This is a genomic window from Microcoleus sp. PH2017_28_MFU_U_A (assembly GCF_020738035.1).
GTDB lineage: Bacteria > Cyanobacteriota > Cyanobacteriia > Cyanobacteriales > Microcoleaceae > Microcoleus.
In genome coordinates, this window is record NZ_JAEQCX010000086.1 from 31,812 (window position 1) to 46,264 (window position 14,453).

Consider the following 14,453-nt stretch of genomic DNA (forward strand, 5'->3'; position numbering starts at 1 on the left):
TATTACCATTATAATAGATGTATCACAAAGGAGCGTATATTTTGAAAAGTCAAAGTTTCCAGAGCGTAACGTCAGCGATCGCTGGAATTCTATTAGTAGTCGCGCTACTCCTGGGCTTCAACTCTTTTGTTGTCATCAATCCAGGTGAAGCAGGGGTGGTTAGCATTTTAGGAAAAGCGACTGATGGAGCGTTGTTAGAGGGATTTCACTTCAGACCCCCGCTGATATCTAAGGTAGATGTCTACGATGTCACAGTGCAAAAATTTGAAGTTCCCGCCCAGAGTGCTACTAAAGACCTTCAGGATTTAAATGCTAGTTTTGCGATCAATTTTCGCCTCGATCCTGCCAAAGTAGTAGATGTCAGAAGGACTCAAGGAACTTTAGAGAATATAGTTTCTAAAATTATTGCTCCTCAGACGCAAGAAGCATTTAAAACAGCCGCTGCGCTGAGAACCGCCGAACAATCTATTACTCAAAGAAGCGAACTGAAACGAGACTTTGATAGTGCACTTAAGGAAAGGTTATCAAAGTATGATGTAATCGTGCTTGATACTAGCGTTGTTAACATTCGATTCTCCACAGATTTTGCGAAGGCGGTTGAGGAGAAACAGGTTGCTGAACAGCGGGCGCAAAGGGCTGTTTATGTTGCTCAAGAAGCTGAACAACAAGCTCAAGCTGATATTAACCGCGCTCAAGGTAGGGCTGAAGCTCAAAGACTTTTGGCGGAAACTCTGAAGGCTCAAGGCGGCGATTTGGTTCTGCAAAAAGAGGCGATCGAAGCTTGGAGAAGCGGCGGCGCTCAGATGCCAAAGGTATTGGTTATGGGTAGCGGTTCGAGTCGGGTTCCTTTCATTTTTAATATGAACGATATGCAGGAAGAACCCGATCGCCCAAAAGCGATCGACAATTAAAATAGCACTTACCCTCTGAACCCTTGTTTCTGGGAAAATGTTGGCTTTGCTAACCACAAATCTCGCCCGAAACCGGGTTTGCTCAGAAAGCCTGCCGAAGTCCTATGAGATTTGCCGGAGTATGCTACACTTCTGAGAGTCAAAATATAGCGACAGCTTAAAACCTTTCGCTATTAAACCAAAGTCCGCAATTAAAACGCAGACAGCACACTCATTTTAGGAAGCAAGGAGAAATTATGACCCGCGCTATTATGGAAACCGACAAAGGTACAATCAATTTAGAACTGTTCGATGCGGATGCGCCGAATACAGTGAAAAATTTTGTTGACTTGGCGGAAAAAGGTTTTTACGACGGATTGGGCTTTCACCGAGTCATTCCTAACTTTATGGTTCAAGGCGGCTGTCCCAAAGGCACAGGAACTGGCGGGCCCGGCTACAAAATCAAGTGTGAAATCAACTCAAACAAACATTTGGCAGGCACTTTATCGATGGCTCACGCAGGCCGCGATACGGGTGGGAGCCAATTCTTTATTTGCCATTCTCCCCAGTCTCATTTAGACGGAGTTCACACAACTTTTGGCAAAACTGAGGATATGTCTGTCGTGAATGCGATCCGCCAAGGCGACAAGATTATTTCGCTCAAAATCGAGCATTAATTTTCAGTAATTAGTGATGTTTGTAGTAAGGACTTTAGTCCTTATTGCAAACAATATTAGTTGAAATTGAATCATTCATCTTCGAGGGAAGTGTCTAACAGTTCAATTTCTAAATTTTCTTCATCATCCTCATAATTAAATTCCAATTTGCTCTGCTTGATAATTTCATTTAATATATTATTTAAATACCCTTTGGCAACAGCTTCTTCAAATCTGTCTATCAGAATAGCAACATTGATTATTTCTTCTATACATTCCATATAACGCGAGACGATCGCATTTATTGAATACTGTTTTCGAGCCTGCGCTTCAATTTTACGTCTAATCTCAATATCGGAATCTGAAGATTTAACTACAAATGTTATCGGATACCTTTCAATTGTATCAATGTCTAGGAAATATTTATTCATATCTACAGTTTCTGTTACCTGAAAAAAACGTCCTAGAGGCTTCATTACAAAATCAATTCCGCCATCATTTGCATTTGTCCGACCTGTTTTAAACAGTTGTAAATTTTCTTGCTGGAGCCTATCAAGCTCATAACCCCAATAGATATATATGTCACTATAGTAGTATTTTAAGATACTGTAGCTGACTATCTCGAATATTCTAGCATCTACAGTTGGTGCAACTATTTGTTTGATAAATTGTATTACTTGCTTCTGGGTCAATGCTTGAGCCTCTTTACAAAGTTGCAGAAACTTGTCAAAGCTATCTCTCTTAGCTTCAACGTAAGCATCAATGATTTGAATTACTGTTTCTGCTATGTTATGTACATTTTCCTGAATTTTAACTTTTAATAAATTTTCGTTAAACCAATACCTGTTAGTTTTGGGATTTCTCAGAACTGGGATAAAGTCACAAGTAGGAAAATATCTTTTAAATTCTTCATTAAGCCTGTGGTTCAAAGCATGGTTTTGAAGCTTTTGTCCAAACGGTAATTCGCGCTGTCTCTTAAAAATATTTGTATAAACTGCACCTGCATAATCTGAATACATATCGCTTTGATGAAAACCTCTTAAAAAATAGTCTTCAACTAAAACATAGATAGCATATAAATTCGCAAAACTCCCTCTTGATTTTGAGCCTCTATTTGCAGATTTAGTTTTGATATTCAAATATTGAATTAGCTCGCTTCCAGTAAATATTTGCTCGCCAGACGCGCCCAAATTTTCTGCTAAAATTTGCTTGATTGTTTTAGTAAACTCGTGTTCCATTGAATCAAAGTTGTAAGTTAAGTGTTAACTGTGTGGGTGAAGTTTCACCAGGATTTATTTCCGATGTTTGCTGCTCTTTTTTGTCATTATAAGTAGCTTGTAACCTATTTAATCCTATTTCTACATACTTGTTTTGTAATTCTATTCCGATTGACTTTCTCTTAAGCTGTTTGGCAACAAATGATGTGGTAAAAGTCCCAGAAAATACGTCTAATACAACGTCTCCCTCATTACTACTTGCTTTGACAATTCGTTCTAACAAAGATGTTGGTTTTTGGGTAGGGTGATCTTCGTACTCAGGCATACGATATCTGACTCTCGGAAACTCCCATACATTACCTGGAACTTTTTGAGAATTATATACTGATGGTGTAGACTTGCGGTAATCAATTAGTTTTCTGACTGAGCCGGTTTTTGCCTCTACCAGAATATCGGAGGAATTAAATGTATAATTTCGTTTGTCTTTGACACAATATAAAATAGGTTCGTACAGAGAACCGTAGTATTTTTTTGCTTGGACTCCCGAACTGTCATAGTACCACACTATTCGTGAAAGAATTGTCAAACGATCGCGCAAATATAAATCGAAGTAAGGCATACATTGAGTTGAAGCCATCAGATACAAGCTGCCGTTGTGCTTGAGCTTATCAATACATAAATTCAACCAGGTATAACTCCATTCTAAATAATCGCTCTCTGATTCCCACTTGTCTTTAAAACCATTGAAGTCTTTGCCAATATTATAGGGAGGATCGGCAAAAATCAAATCGACTGAGTTGTCTTTAATTTCATGAGAAAGGACTTCTAACACATCTCCCAATATGAGCTTGTGTCTGTCTACTTCAAAGATTTTCATTTTGCCTAATCTTTTCCAATCAATACGTCATTTTGTCAGCTAGAGTTGATATTTACTAGAACTCCTCAATACAGTTCATATTTGAGCAAAGTACAGGGAATCGAGCCATTGAAAACCGGAATTCGCTTCGATGTTCTGAGTCCAACCTGTTTACCCAACTCCTTATTTCCAGTCAAAATAAACGCATTCCAACCTTTAAAACGCTGCTTGAAAATATCGCCCAACATCTTGTACAAATCTCCCAATTCGCTAGCATCTCCCAGGCGCTCTCCGTAGGGAGGATTGCAAATCAGAACGCCTCTATCTGTCGGTGCTTCCAACTCGGATAACTCGGTACGAGCAAACTTGATTTTACCTGAAATACCTGCTTGCTGGGCGTTGATGCGAGCTTGATCTAACATATCAGAATCGCGATCGCACCCGGCGATTATTTCTTTAAGTTCGGGCAATTCGCTGTTTTCAGCTTCAGCCCACAATTTATCCCACAAAGGTTCGTCAAAATCGCGCCACGTCATAAATCCAAACTTGTCTCGAAACAATCCAGGCGCAATGTTCAAGGCCTTTAAAGTCGCTTCCAAAGGCAAAGTTCCGGAACCGCACATCGGGTCTAAAAATGGTAAATCTGCCGTCCATTCGGCCATCTCTAACAGGGCCGCAGCGAGGGTTTCTTTGAGCGGAGCCAGCCCCATTGCGGGGCGATATCCCCGGCGGTGCAAACTGCCGCCGGAACTGTCTAAGCTCAAAATAGCGCGGTCTCGATGGATGTGAAGGTTAATTAGTAAGTCGGGATTTTCGACATCAACATTGGAACGTTTGTTAAATTGCAGGCGCTGTTGGTCGGCGATCGCATTTTTGACCTGCAATGCTGTAAAGTGGGTGTGATTTAAATTTTCGTTGCCACCGGTACAGTTGACTGCTAATGTATTGTGAGGCTCTAGGTATTCGTCCCAAGGAATTTTCTGGACTTCGCGGTAGAGCATATTTGAGTCGTAACACCGGAATTCGGCGATCGGCATTAGCACTCGAAAAATAGTTCTCGACCACAGATTGACGCGGTACAATAAAGCGCGATCGCCCGCGAAGTAAACTCCTGTAAAATCGGGCTTGACATCTTGCGCCCCTAAACTTTCTAATTCTTGGGCGGCAATGGTTTCTAAACCGCGCGCAACTGTAGCAAAATATTGATTCATTGATGATTACGAAGGAAGTTCGGCAGCGAGCAATGTACGGGATGTAACGGATGTAACGGATGTAACGGATGTTAACGGATGTTAACGGATGTAGGAGGGAAGAAATAGCTATAGCCTTTCTCAAAAAGATGAGGTATGACTGACAGCTTATTATCACCCTTAAGCTAAGAGGGCTAAAGCCCAACAACATACCTCATCTTTCTGATAACCGCTATAGGTGGTTGGGGATTGGGAATCGGTTTTTCTCGATCGCCCAAATTAGATAGTAGCTCGTTTTAATCCTAAGTCTCACAAACAACACTCTACCTTAAGGTAGATGCCTCTGTTTCAAAAGACTGATATTTTTACTACTTATTGTCAAGAGTGGATTGCCGGTTTAGCAGTATGTGCGTAAGGGCGATCGGGCTAGCCCGCGACTACTGAATGTCCAGAATCAATAGCTAGAGAGGATTTGTGCTTAATTGTCAACTGGGTTAGCAAGGGGTCTGAAGTACCCTTGCAGCCCGCTTGTTGAAAAGTATTCTTAACTACTTGCACATTTTATTGACTTCATGTTAGGCTTCTAGTCAAAGTTGAGAATTCAAGCCCTAACGTCACAGTCAGGGAAAATTTCAGCTAAATGGGTGTCATACAACAATTGGAGACCATTATGTCAAAGGCAATCAACGGATCTGCTCTCAAACTGTCCCGCGCTAGCAAAATCCAAGTAGAAGTCAAGGAAATTGCCAAGCACGCCACAGCTAAAAATATCTCTTCTGCGCTTAATGTTGATGCCGATGGCAGCGATGTTACCAACGAGTAATAGCAGGTTTTTCAGTTAGACTTCGCATCCCCAAGCAACAAGTAGTAGATTTTACTGTTGTCTGTCGGGAAATGTGGAGTAATTGAGGGCAAGCGTAAAGCATTGTCCTCAATTATTCAATTGTTCAAAATTTATTGAGAAGTTTTATCAATAGAATTTATGCGATCGATCGCCAATTTAATCAAACCATACAATCTCGAAGATTTTCTAAATAACAACTGGACAAACAAAGCAGTTGTCATTCCCAGCGAAGGGAAAAAAGACTTTGCACATTTATTTTCCTGGGAAAAACTCAACTACCTGCTCAACTTTCACGAATTAAAATATCCCGACATTCGCTTAGCAGTAGCAGGAAAAGTTCTCGACGCCAGCGAAAACGTCAATCTCATAAAACTGTGCCAATCGGGAGCAACTTTAATCGTCAATCAAGTTCACAAACTCATCCCAGAAATAGCTGAATTTGCAGCAGAAATAAAAGCAGACTTAGGTTATCCAAACCAAGTAAATGCCTATTGTTCTTGGCCGGAAAAACAGGGGTTTTCTTCCCACTACGATACCCACGAAGTTTTCATCTTGCAAACAGACGGGATTAAGCAGTGGTATGTATTTGCCGACACAATTAAATACCCGCTGATCGACCAAAAATCCTCCGCATTTTCGCCACCAGAAACTCCACCATATTTAACCTGCACTTTGCACCCAGGAGATGTGCTTTACATACCGCGCGGACATTGGCATTATGCAGTTGCTTCAGATGAACCATCGCTGCATTTAACATTAGGAATTCACTGCAAAACTGGAATTGACGTTTTAGAATGGTTGGTGGGCGAATTGCGACAACAAGAAGAGTGGCGTCAAAGTTTACCGCTGCGAATAAATCCAGATTCCATTGATGTAAGTGTAAATAATTTAATTACTGAATTGCACCGCTACGCAAACAGTAAAAATCTTGGAGAAGAGTACAGCAGCTACCTTGACAGTTTAGCAAAACCAGTGGCGAAATACTCTCTCCCTTATCAAGCAGGGTTCAACATTTTTCCCTACGGGATTCAAACTAAGTTTAGGATTCCCAAGTTTCTGCGGGTGAGAATTCGCGAATTGCCTGACGGGTGTGGATACAAAGTTGTTGTTGGAGGTAAAGAAGTATCTCTGAAAGGAGTAACGGAGAAATTTATGGACAATCTATTCAGTACAGAATTTTTTACAGGAGAAGATGTGATGGATTGGTTGCCAGATTATGATTGGGAAATAGATGTAGTGCCACTTTTGTCTAAGTTAGTAGTTGACGGAGTGATTTTTGTTGGTTAAAACTAGAGAAGGGTACTAGCTGTAATGAATGGGTTGTTAAAAGAGTAATTTATGACACATAACGAGGTAAAAAATGCCGGACACTTTTTTTTGCGCTGATGCTTCTAAATGCGTTCAAGAGGATATTATTGGTACTGGTACGAATTACCAAACCTATATATTGATTGAGTGCTGTTTGCCTTGGGAATCAGAAGCTTTTGATTCCAAACAAGTGCCCCAGAATCTCAGGGATTTGGTGGAGGAAGTAGAGCATTCAAAGCAAAAAATTAGATTTTTGTTGATAAATAGCGACCAAACTAAATGTGCCGATCAGCGCAAAGTGTTGATTTATGATAACAAAAGTCAAGCACTTTTTGAGGGCTACGAAAAATACGAATTTAACGCGAGTAATATTGAGCAAGTAGCGGCAATTGTCAAAAGCTATTTAGCTGGAGAAGTCCCGGATTGCGAAGTTGAAAATAACCCAAGTAGAGATATTTTGGTTTGCACTCACGGGAGTCATGATAGATGTTGCGCGAGATATGGCAATCCTTTTTATGCCCAAGCAACGGCTTTGGTTTCGGAGTTAGAATTGAGTGATGTTCGTGTTTGGAAATCTAGTCATTTTGGCGGACACCGCATGGCGCCGACTGCGATTGATTTGCGTGACGGCAGATATTACGGAAATCTCGATCGCATTTCGTTCAAATCTATTCTAACGCGATCGGGCGATATTGAATGTTTGAATCAGGTTTATCGGGGTTGGGGGATTTTGCCGAACCAAATTCAGGTTTTGGAACGAGAATTCATCATCCGCTACGGGTGGGATTGGTTCAACTACAAAGTCTCAGGCTGTATTGTAGATAAAAATCCTGAAAATGATGATTTTGTTGCTGAATTAACTTTTGAAAACGTAGATGGCACTTATATCTATCGGGCTGAGTTGGTTAAAGATGAAGCTAAAACAGTCAGGTTGAAAGGTTCCTGCGGCGCTAAGCAAGAGTCAGAGTTTGTCAAATATTTGGTAAAATATTCTTACTTTTACTCGAAGAAAGAGGAGTCAAGGTTTGTGATTTATCCTTTTCGGGATTTTCGTAGAGATAAGACGGCGGTTGAAACCGCGTCTACACAAACGATGTCCGCCTCCGCGGACTAAATAAAATAACCTAATTTCAACCGTTGTGTTCAACCCGCGGAGGCGGGTTTTGTCTGTATAGACGCGGTTTCAACCGCCGTCTTCAACTCCATGAATATGTGCGGGATTCCCAGGTATTCAAAGGGATTGTCTTTTTCTATAAATCCGAGGTTTTTGTAAAATTTAACGGCGTTAATGCGAGACATTAATCTAACAGTTTTGAAATTCTTTTCCTTAGCTTCCGCGATCAGTCTTTCCATTAGTTTAGTGCCGATTCCCTGGTTTTGAAATTCAGGAAGTACAGCAATATAAGAGATGCTTCCCAATTCTGGGGATAATTCTCGGAGTCTGCCCGATCCGATAATTGTACGATCGCCCTTTGCTATGATATGACAAGCACCGTTTTCGCGATCGTCCCTTTCGCTACCTCTTTCCATGCCCAGGGGCGATCGCAAAACCAACCACCGCTGATCGAACATTTCTGCTAATTCTTGTTGGTTGTTGACTTCACGGATGTCTAGTTGCAGCATTTTTCGATCGGATTGAAGAGGTAGATTATAATTTGTCGTTGGGCGGGGGCGGGTTTACGAGATTGTGGGTTTTGGGCAATTATTGTTGGTGAACCCGCCCCTACATATTATGGGGAATTTTGGGTGGGGGCGGGTTTACGAGATTATGGGTTTTAGGCAATTATTGTTGGTGAACCCGCCCCTACAAATTATGGGAAATATGGAGTTACAAACTATCAGTAATACTGGTGAAATTAAAAGCTTTCACGCGCACTCCGGGCACGACATTACCGCCGTAACGTTTCGCCTCGGTAACTGCATCGACATCGCGCAACATATCAGGTAAAACTTGATTGAAACGGAAATTTTTAATCGGATAAACAATCTTACCATTTTCAATCCAGAAAGTACCGTCGCGAGTCATGCCCGTTACTTCCGATGTTTTGGGATTGACGTAGTTGACATACCAAGCTCGACTGACGAAAATTCCGCGATCGGTTTGAGCGATTAAATCTGCTAAACTTTGGTCGGAACCTGTCATCGCGATCGGGTAATAAGCACCTTTTGATTCTTTGCCTTTTTGTGCCGCCCAGTAGCGGGAATAAGATAAACTTTGAGGAACGCCATTTTTGATGATTTCCAAATAGCTATTACTCAATCCATCGCCGAAAAAATTATTCGATCGCAACAAAGGATGACTCGGATCGCGCTGTACCTGCACTAACGGGCTGAAAAGTTGTTCACCAGCGCGGTTTCCAGCGGGTTTCCCGGCTGCATCTGCGATCGACATAAACGATCGCCCTTCATCCGCCGCCCGCGCATCCATTCCCCAAATAATCCACGGTAACAAATCCGCAAACGCAGCGCCATCAAAGATTACAGGATACACGCCCGGAGTGATTTCGCGGGGGTTGCGGGATGCTTTCGCGCGATCGACAACTTGCGCTGCTAATGCCGCTACTGGTAGTTGATTGATACCCCAAGCCGTGCTTTCCGTCCAGCTAGAACCGTCTCCGATGCGGGCTGTAAAGCCGAAATTCGCCTCTGTAGAATGGTTGCAGGCGCGGAGTCCGGTTGACGAGGCGATCGCGTACAGCGAAGTTTCAGCGCTCAAAGTACCGGAAGCATCTGCACCTTCCTGAGATGCGATCGCACAAGCTTGTCGCACCATTTCAGCGCGGGCTAGAGGCGATACAGCCGCCGTTGCTTCATCAAACGCGGGCAGGGGTAAATCGTAGGTTTGAGGGGGCAGCAAGGGCATCCATTCGGGGTCTGCGGGGGCAATTTTGGCTAATTCCTGCGATCGTTTGACCGTTTGGGCGATCGTATCTTCATCAAAATCTGTCACAGATGCAGAAGCGCTTTTATTGCCGAAATAGCTAGTAATGTTGAGCCTAAATACAGTCTTGCTGATATTTTGACTGATTTGATTTTCCGAAAATCTGGAGAGAGATTCTTCGCCAGTATAGAGACTGACAAATACTTCCTCTGCTTCCGATTGTTTGACCACCTTTTCTACCAAAGATAAGGCTTGGTCTTCACTTAAAATTGCGGAAGATGTTGTTAAAATCATGATGGAATGGGGAATAGGTAATGGGGAATGGGGAATGGGGAATAGGTAATGGGGAATGGGGAATAGGTAATGGGGAATTCGGAATTAGAAATTGATAATTGGGGATTGATAATTTTGAATTGGTTATTTGTTACTTCCAATTACCAATTACCAATTACCAATTACCAATTACCAATTACCCAATTTGAATATCCCTAACCCGCACCGGCACACAAGCGTGAGTCATTTGAGCAACCTGCATCGGTTCACCTTTACCGCACATATTAGTACCGCATTGAACCCGTTCCGAAGCAGGCCCGATCGCATCTACTTGATTCCAAAAATCAGTGCTCATCGAATGATAAGTTACATCCTTCAACATACCGACAACTTTACCTTTTTCCACCTTCCAAAAAGCATCGCCACCGAATTGGAAATTGCGCCGCTGTTGGTCAATCGAAAAACTGCCAATACCGTCAATTAAAATCCCATCTTCCGTATCAGCAATCATCTGATCCAAAGTAGCAGTATGACTGCCGCCATCCGGGCCTGGTTCCAATCCCAAATTCGGAATTCTCACCATCGGTACACTCGACCAACTGTCAGCGCAGGCAGAACCGTTGCTGCTGGCACGTCCGAGGCGATAAGCTGTTTCTCTATCTGTCAGATAATCAACTAAAATTCCATCCTTGACAACGTACCAATCCTGTGATTTTACACCCTCGTCGTCGTAACCCATTGTACCGCGGCCGGCCGGTTGAGTGCGATCGCACTTAAAGTTCACCCAAGGCGCAGCGTATTGCAGCTTATTCAATTTATCGGTAGTAGCAAAACTCGTGCCGGCAAAGTTAGATTCGTAACCGTAAACTCTGTCTAATTCCGTTGGATGTCCGACGGATTCGTGGATGGTCAGAAACAAATTTGTCGGCTTGAGAATCAGGGATTTGCAAATACCAGCCGGAACTTTAGGCGCAGCGACTTTCTCAATCGCTTCGGCCGCAACTCTGTCTATTTGACTAAGCAAATCATCGGGATTAATGTGTTCGTAACCGATATTTAGCGGCGGGCGTTCGTAACTGCGACTTTGGGCATCGCCGCCCGCAATTGCGGTACAGCCCAAACCCGGATAGCTGCGGTAGATTGTTTGTTCGATTAGCGAGCCTTCTGTGGAAGCAAAAACCTTGTCTTCGCGGTTTGCCTGCAAAAAAGAATAAGCTTTTTTGATGCCTTGTGAATCGTGGGCTAGCAGTCGCTCGTTGATGGTTAATAAAAGTTCGGCTTTGTCAGCAACGGGTACAGAAAATGGGTCAATTGCGATCGGAGTTATGTAAGTATCGACATATTTTTCGACGGGAACTAAGCGCACCGGTTCCTGTTGAGTCAAGCGACTACCCTTAGCAATTTCTACAGCCAAAGCGACGATTCTGGCAACCTCTGCGGGTGTTTTGCTGTGACTGGCGGCAAAGCCCCAAGCGCCGTCTAGCAGCACTCGCACGCCAAAACCGGAACTTACATTATCGGAGATATTGCTTAAAGAGCGATCGCGCGCGTAGAGACTCTGCCTTCGATAACTACAAAAACGCACATCACCGTATTCGCAACCTGTTTTCCGAATCAAACTTACGGCTAAATTTGCTAACTCCTTAGCAGAGACTTTTGCGGTTAATTGTACCATAGTTATTAGTCATTTGTTATGAGTTATCAATCATTATAGCGCTACTATCGAAATATTTTCCGAATCAACGGGGCGACGATACCCAGCATTAACCAGCCAAATACTAAGCCAAATACGAGACTCCAGAGAATTGTCGCAGCAAAGGGATGCAGCGGGAGAGAGATATCGGGAAACCATTGAATCGGTGTCTCCTTCTTGATGAGAGGATAGGCTGCGGAGAAGATTTGGCCACCACCGATCGCAGTTCCGACAAAGAATATGATATTCTCAAGTTGGCGATCGCGCTTTTTCTCATTGTCTTCCTCGTCCCTGTATAATTCCATTTGTTCCCTGTCCGATTCCACCTGTTCTATTTCCACCATCCCGCGCACAGTGGATATCGACTGGTGGAACAAATCTTGACTAGCAATTAGGTAGTTTAAATCGATTTCAATTTGCCGCTGATATGTATCCTCAGCCAAATCTAGAAACCTCTGCAAAAAATCCAGATTATCACCGACGATGGACAAATTCCTAATTTTTGTCAATGTCTCACCATAATTTTCAGCATTAATATCAATGGTATTTCTATCTTCTTGCAAATACCGCACTTGCTGAGTACAATCAAACATTTTGGTGCGGATTTCAGCCAGCAATTCCTTTAACTTCCGCAGCTTAACTTGTCTATCTGCTTCCCTTTCAATTTCACCGAATTTAGGAAGCTTCTTTTCTAACTCGCCCACAATTTTCTGTGCATTGCGATATCTTTTCCGAGCTTCGCGATACACAAATACAATTTTAGCACGAGAACACAACAGATTCATCAAATAAGAATTAAACGTTGAGGTTGCGAATTGCAAAGTTTGGGGATTGTCTTGTAACCATACTAGAATGTGACATCGTTTAGACGCATCATCTTCGCGGCTGTTATACTCAAAAATCGGACTCCCAAATAATATCCCTGACGCGCGAAACTCTGGTAATGCTTGCTGTTGATTGTGAACAAAAGCTGTAACGGATTCGTCAGCTAGCTTGCGGTAAGTACCATAAACTGCTGGTGCGGCGTACAACAATAAAGTTTGTCCTAGGGACGGTTTAATTGCGTTTGGTAACAAACAACCTTGGGGATTTAATTGATTTAAGTCAGCTACTTTGATTGTCGCATTTCGATAGTAAAATGTCAAATCTGCGGTATAAGTATCGTGAATTCGCAGGGCATAAATTGAACCATCAAGTTTCTGGTTATCTGGCTGAGTAATTGGTTGTAAATCCAGAGTTTTGCCATCGGGAATCAGCAGTTCGCGATTATTGGGTTTTTCCTGTTCGCCTTGAGGATAATACTGTTTGTCTTTGTAACAAATTAGCTTTTCTCGGAGAGATTTTAGTTCGTTGCTGTTAAATTGTGTGCCGACATTATCTGCTAAATTTTCCCACAGGGATTGAGCATTTTTGGCTACTGCGTCATAGCCTTCATCGCTATCATCCCGCAAGTGGAAAGGATAGAGGGTAATGCTGGGATTTTTAATTTGCGGTGGTTCCTGCATAATCGAATCCGGGATGAAACGTGATATTAATTCAATCTTAGTCCGCGGAGGCGGACATTGTTTGTGTAGCCGCGGTTTCAACCGCCGGGGCCTAATCTCCGAATTCCTCAATCGCCGATTCCTAATCTCCGAATACCCTCTTAGTCCGCGGAGGCGGACATTGTTTGTGTAGCCGCGATTTCCAATCGCCGGGGCCTCAATTAGAATATAATCATTATGATTTCATTGTGCCGTCAATCAATCCCGGAGGTTTCTAATCACCCGGCGGTTGAAACCGCGGCTACACAGACAAAACCCGGATGGTGCGCGGGTTGAAGATTTGACCCGGTGGTTTTCAATCACCCGGCGGTTGAAACCGCGGCTACACAGACAAAACCCGCCTCCGCGGGTTGAAGATTTCAATCGGTGATTTTTCATCTGGTATGCGGGTTGAAGATAAATTTCATATATTGTATGAAAAATGAGAGATAATTTCACGCAGTTGTATGTACACTATGTTTGGGCAACCTGGGATAGATTGCCTTTGATTACTCCCGATATTCAAGAAGCAATTTATGCGGTGATTATTGGAAAATGTAATAATTTAAAATGCACTGTAATTGCTATTGGCGGTATAGAGGATCATGTACATTTGCTAGTCGGTTTTCCGTCAACTTTGACAATAGCTGAAATTATTAAAGAAGTTAAGGGTAGTTCTTCTCATTTAGTAACTCACGAACTTAAACCTGGTGTTTTTTTTAAATGGCAAGGTAGCTATGGGGCGTTTACGGTTAGCCGTGATGCGATCGACAATGTGGCTAACTATATCAGAAATCAGGCTGTTCACCACCGTCAAAAATCAATGATTCCTGAATGGGAATGGGTTTCCAATCATCCCATGATTTCCCATCCACCCGGCGGTTGAAACCGCGTCTACACAAACCAAACCCGCCTCCGCGGGTTGAAGATTCCAATCGGTGATTTCTAATTACCCGGCGGTTGAAACCGCGTCTACACAAACAAAACCCGCCTCCGCGGGTTGAAGATTCTAATCGGTGATTTCTAATTAGGGCTTGCTGAATAATTGATTGCCAACCAAGAGCAGGAGCGATCAATATATTCAAGCTTGGTTAAAGATAAGTTTTTTCTGTATCGAGTCGC

The 14,453-nt window shown here is 42.7% G+C and carries 14 protein-coding genes; 7 read left to right on the forward strand and 7 right to left on the reverse strand.

Annotation, left to right across the window (positions count from 1 at the left end):
• Positions 1–41: 41 nt before the first annotated feature.
• Entirely contained in the window at positions 42–911 is an 870-nt protein-coding gene (locus JGK14_RS21365) for a prohibitin family protein (protein ID WP_293226263.1), read from the forward strand.
• Positions 912–1,147: 236 nt separating this feature from the next.
• Positions 1,148–1,567 (forward strand): peptidylprolyl isomerase, encoded by a 420-nt coding sequence (locus JGK14_RS21370; RefSeq protein ID WP_293226266.1) that lies wholly within the window; start codon positions 1,148–1,150, stop codon positions 1,565–1,567.
• Positions 1,568–1,638: 71 nt separating this feature from the next.
• Here the strand turns inward: JGK14_RS21370 and JGK14_RS21375 are convergent, their stop codons facing one another.
• The 3 genes from JGK14_RS21375 to JGK14_RS21385 form a co-directional block, all read right to left on the reverse strand.
• On the reverse strand, positions 1,639–2,784 hold the full coding sequence (locus tag JGK14_RS21375; RefSeq protein WP_325315455.1) for a restriction endonuclease: 1,146 nt from the start codon (positions 2,782–2,784) through the stop codon (positions 1,639–1,641).
• Between the two features lie 4 nt (positions 2,785–2,788).
• Positions 2,789–3,640: an adenine-specific DNA-methyltransferase gene (gene yhdJ / locus JGK14_RS21380; RefSeq protein WP_293186295.1), complete on the reverse strand. Its 852-nt coding sequence runs from the start codon at positions 3,638–3,640 to the stop codon at positions 2,789–2,791.
• A 65-nt stretch (positions 3,641–3,705) separates the two neighbouring features.
• Positions 3,706–4,830: a THUMP domain-containing class I SAM-dependent RNA methyltransferase gene (locus tag JGK14_RS21385; protein ID WP_325315456.1), complete on the reverse strand. Its 1,125-nt coding sequence runs from the start codon at positions 4,828–4,830 to the stop codon at positions 3,706–3,708.
• A 649-nt stretch (positions 4,831–5,479) separates the two neighbouring features.
• On the opposite strand from JGK14_RS21385, the gene JGK14_RS21390 reads away from it, so the two are divergent.
• The 3 genes from JGK14_RS21390 to JGK14_RS21400 all read left to right on the forward strand — a co-directional run bounded on the left by JGK14_RS21390 (position 5,480) and on the right by JGK14_RS21400 (position 8,075).
• Complete coding sequence (locus JGK14_RS21390; protein ID WP_293186292.1) at positions 5,480–5,632, forward strand: hypothetical protein; 153 nt, start codon at positions 5,480–5,482, stop codon at positions 5,630–5,632.
• 159 nt (positions 5,633–5,791) lie between these two features.
• Positions 5,792–6,940, forward strand: coding sequence for a cupin domain-containing protein (locus JGK14_RS21395; RefSeq protein ID WP_293218454.1), 1,149 nt, complete (start codon positions 5,792–5,794; stop codon positions 6,938–6,940).
• 73 nt (positions 6,941–7,013) lie between these two features.
• Positions 7,014–8,075, forward strand: a complete 1,062-nt coding sequence (locus tag JGK14_RS21400) for a sucrase ferredoxin (RefSeq protein WP_325315457.1) — start codon at positions 7,014–7,016, stop codon at positions 8,073–8,075.
• Between the two features lie 29 nt (positions 8,076–8,104).
• Here the strand turns inward: JGK14_RS21400 and JGK14_RS21405 are convergent, their stop codons facing one another.
• The gene (locus JGK14_RS21405; RefSeq protein ID WP_325315458.1) at positions 8,105–8,584 is read right to left on the reverse strand and encodes a GNAT family N-acetyltransferase; all 480 of its coding nucleotides are present in this window, start codon (positions 8,582–8,584) and stop codon (positions 8,105–8,107) included.
• 205 nt (positions 8,585–8,789) lie between these two features.
• Positions 8,790–10,136, reverse strand: coding sequence for a TldD/PmbA family protein (locus JGK14_RS21410; protein ID WP_293226274.1), 1,347 nt, complete (start codon positions 10,134–10,136; stop codon positions 8,790–8,792).
• Between the two features lie 69 nt (positions 10,137–10,205).
• Between JGK14_RS21410 and JGK14_RS21415 the strand changes: the two genes are divergently transcribed.
• Complete coding sequence (locus JGK14_RS21415; RefSeq protein ID WP_293192581.1) at positions 10,206–10,334, forward strand: hypothetical protein; 129 nt, start codon at positions 10,206–10,208, stop codon at positions 10,332–10,334.
• Here JGK14_RS21415 and JGK14_RS21420 read toward each other — a convergent pair.
• The gene (locus JGK14_RS21420) at positions 10,312–11,790 is read right to left on the reverse strand and encodes a TldD/PmbA family protein (RefSeq protein WP_325315459.1); all 1,479 of its coding nucleotides are present in this window, start codon (positions 11,788–11,790) and stop codon (positions 10,312–10,314) included. The genes JGK14_RS21415 and JGK14_RS21420 overlap by 23 nt on opposite strands.
• 44 nt (positions 11,791–11,834) lie before the next feature.
• Positions 11,835–13,313 carry a hypothetical protein gene (locus JGK14_RS21425; protein ID WP_325315460.1) on the reverse strand — a complete coding sequence of 493 codons (1,479 nt, stop codon included), beginning with the start codon at positions 13,311–13,313 and terminating at the stop codon, positions 11,835–11,837.
• Between the two features lie 460 nt (positions 13,314–13,773).
• On the opposite strand from JGK14_RS21425, the gene tnpA reads away from it, so the two are divergent.
• On the forward strand, positions 13,774–14,217 hold the full coding sequence (gene tnpA / locus JGK14_RS21430; protein WP_293192587.1) for an IS200/IS605 family transposase: 444 nt from the start codon (positions 13,774–13,776) through the stop codon (positions 14,215–14,217).
• Positions 14,218–14,453: the final 236 nt, after the last annotated feature.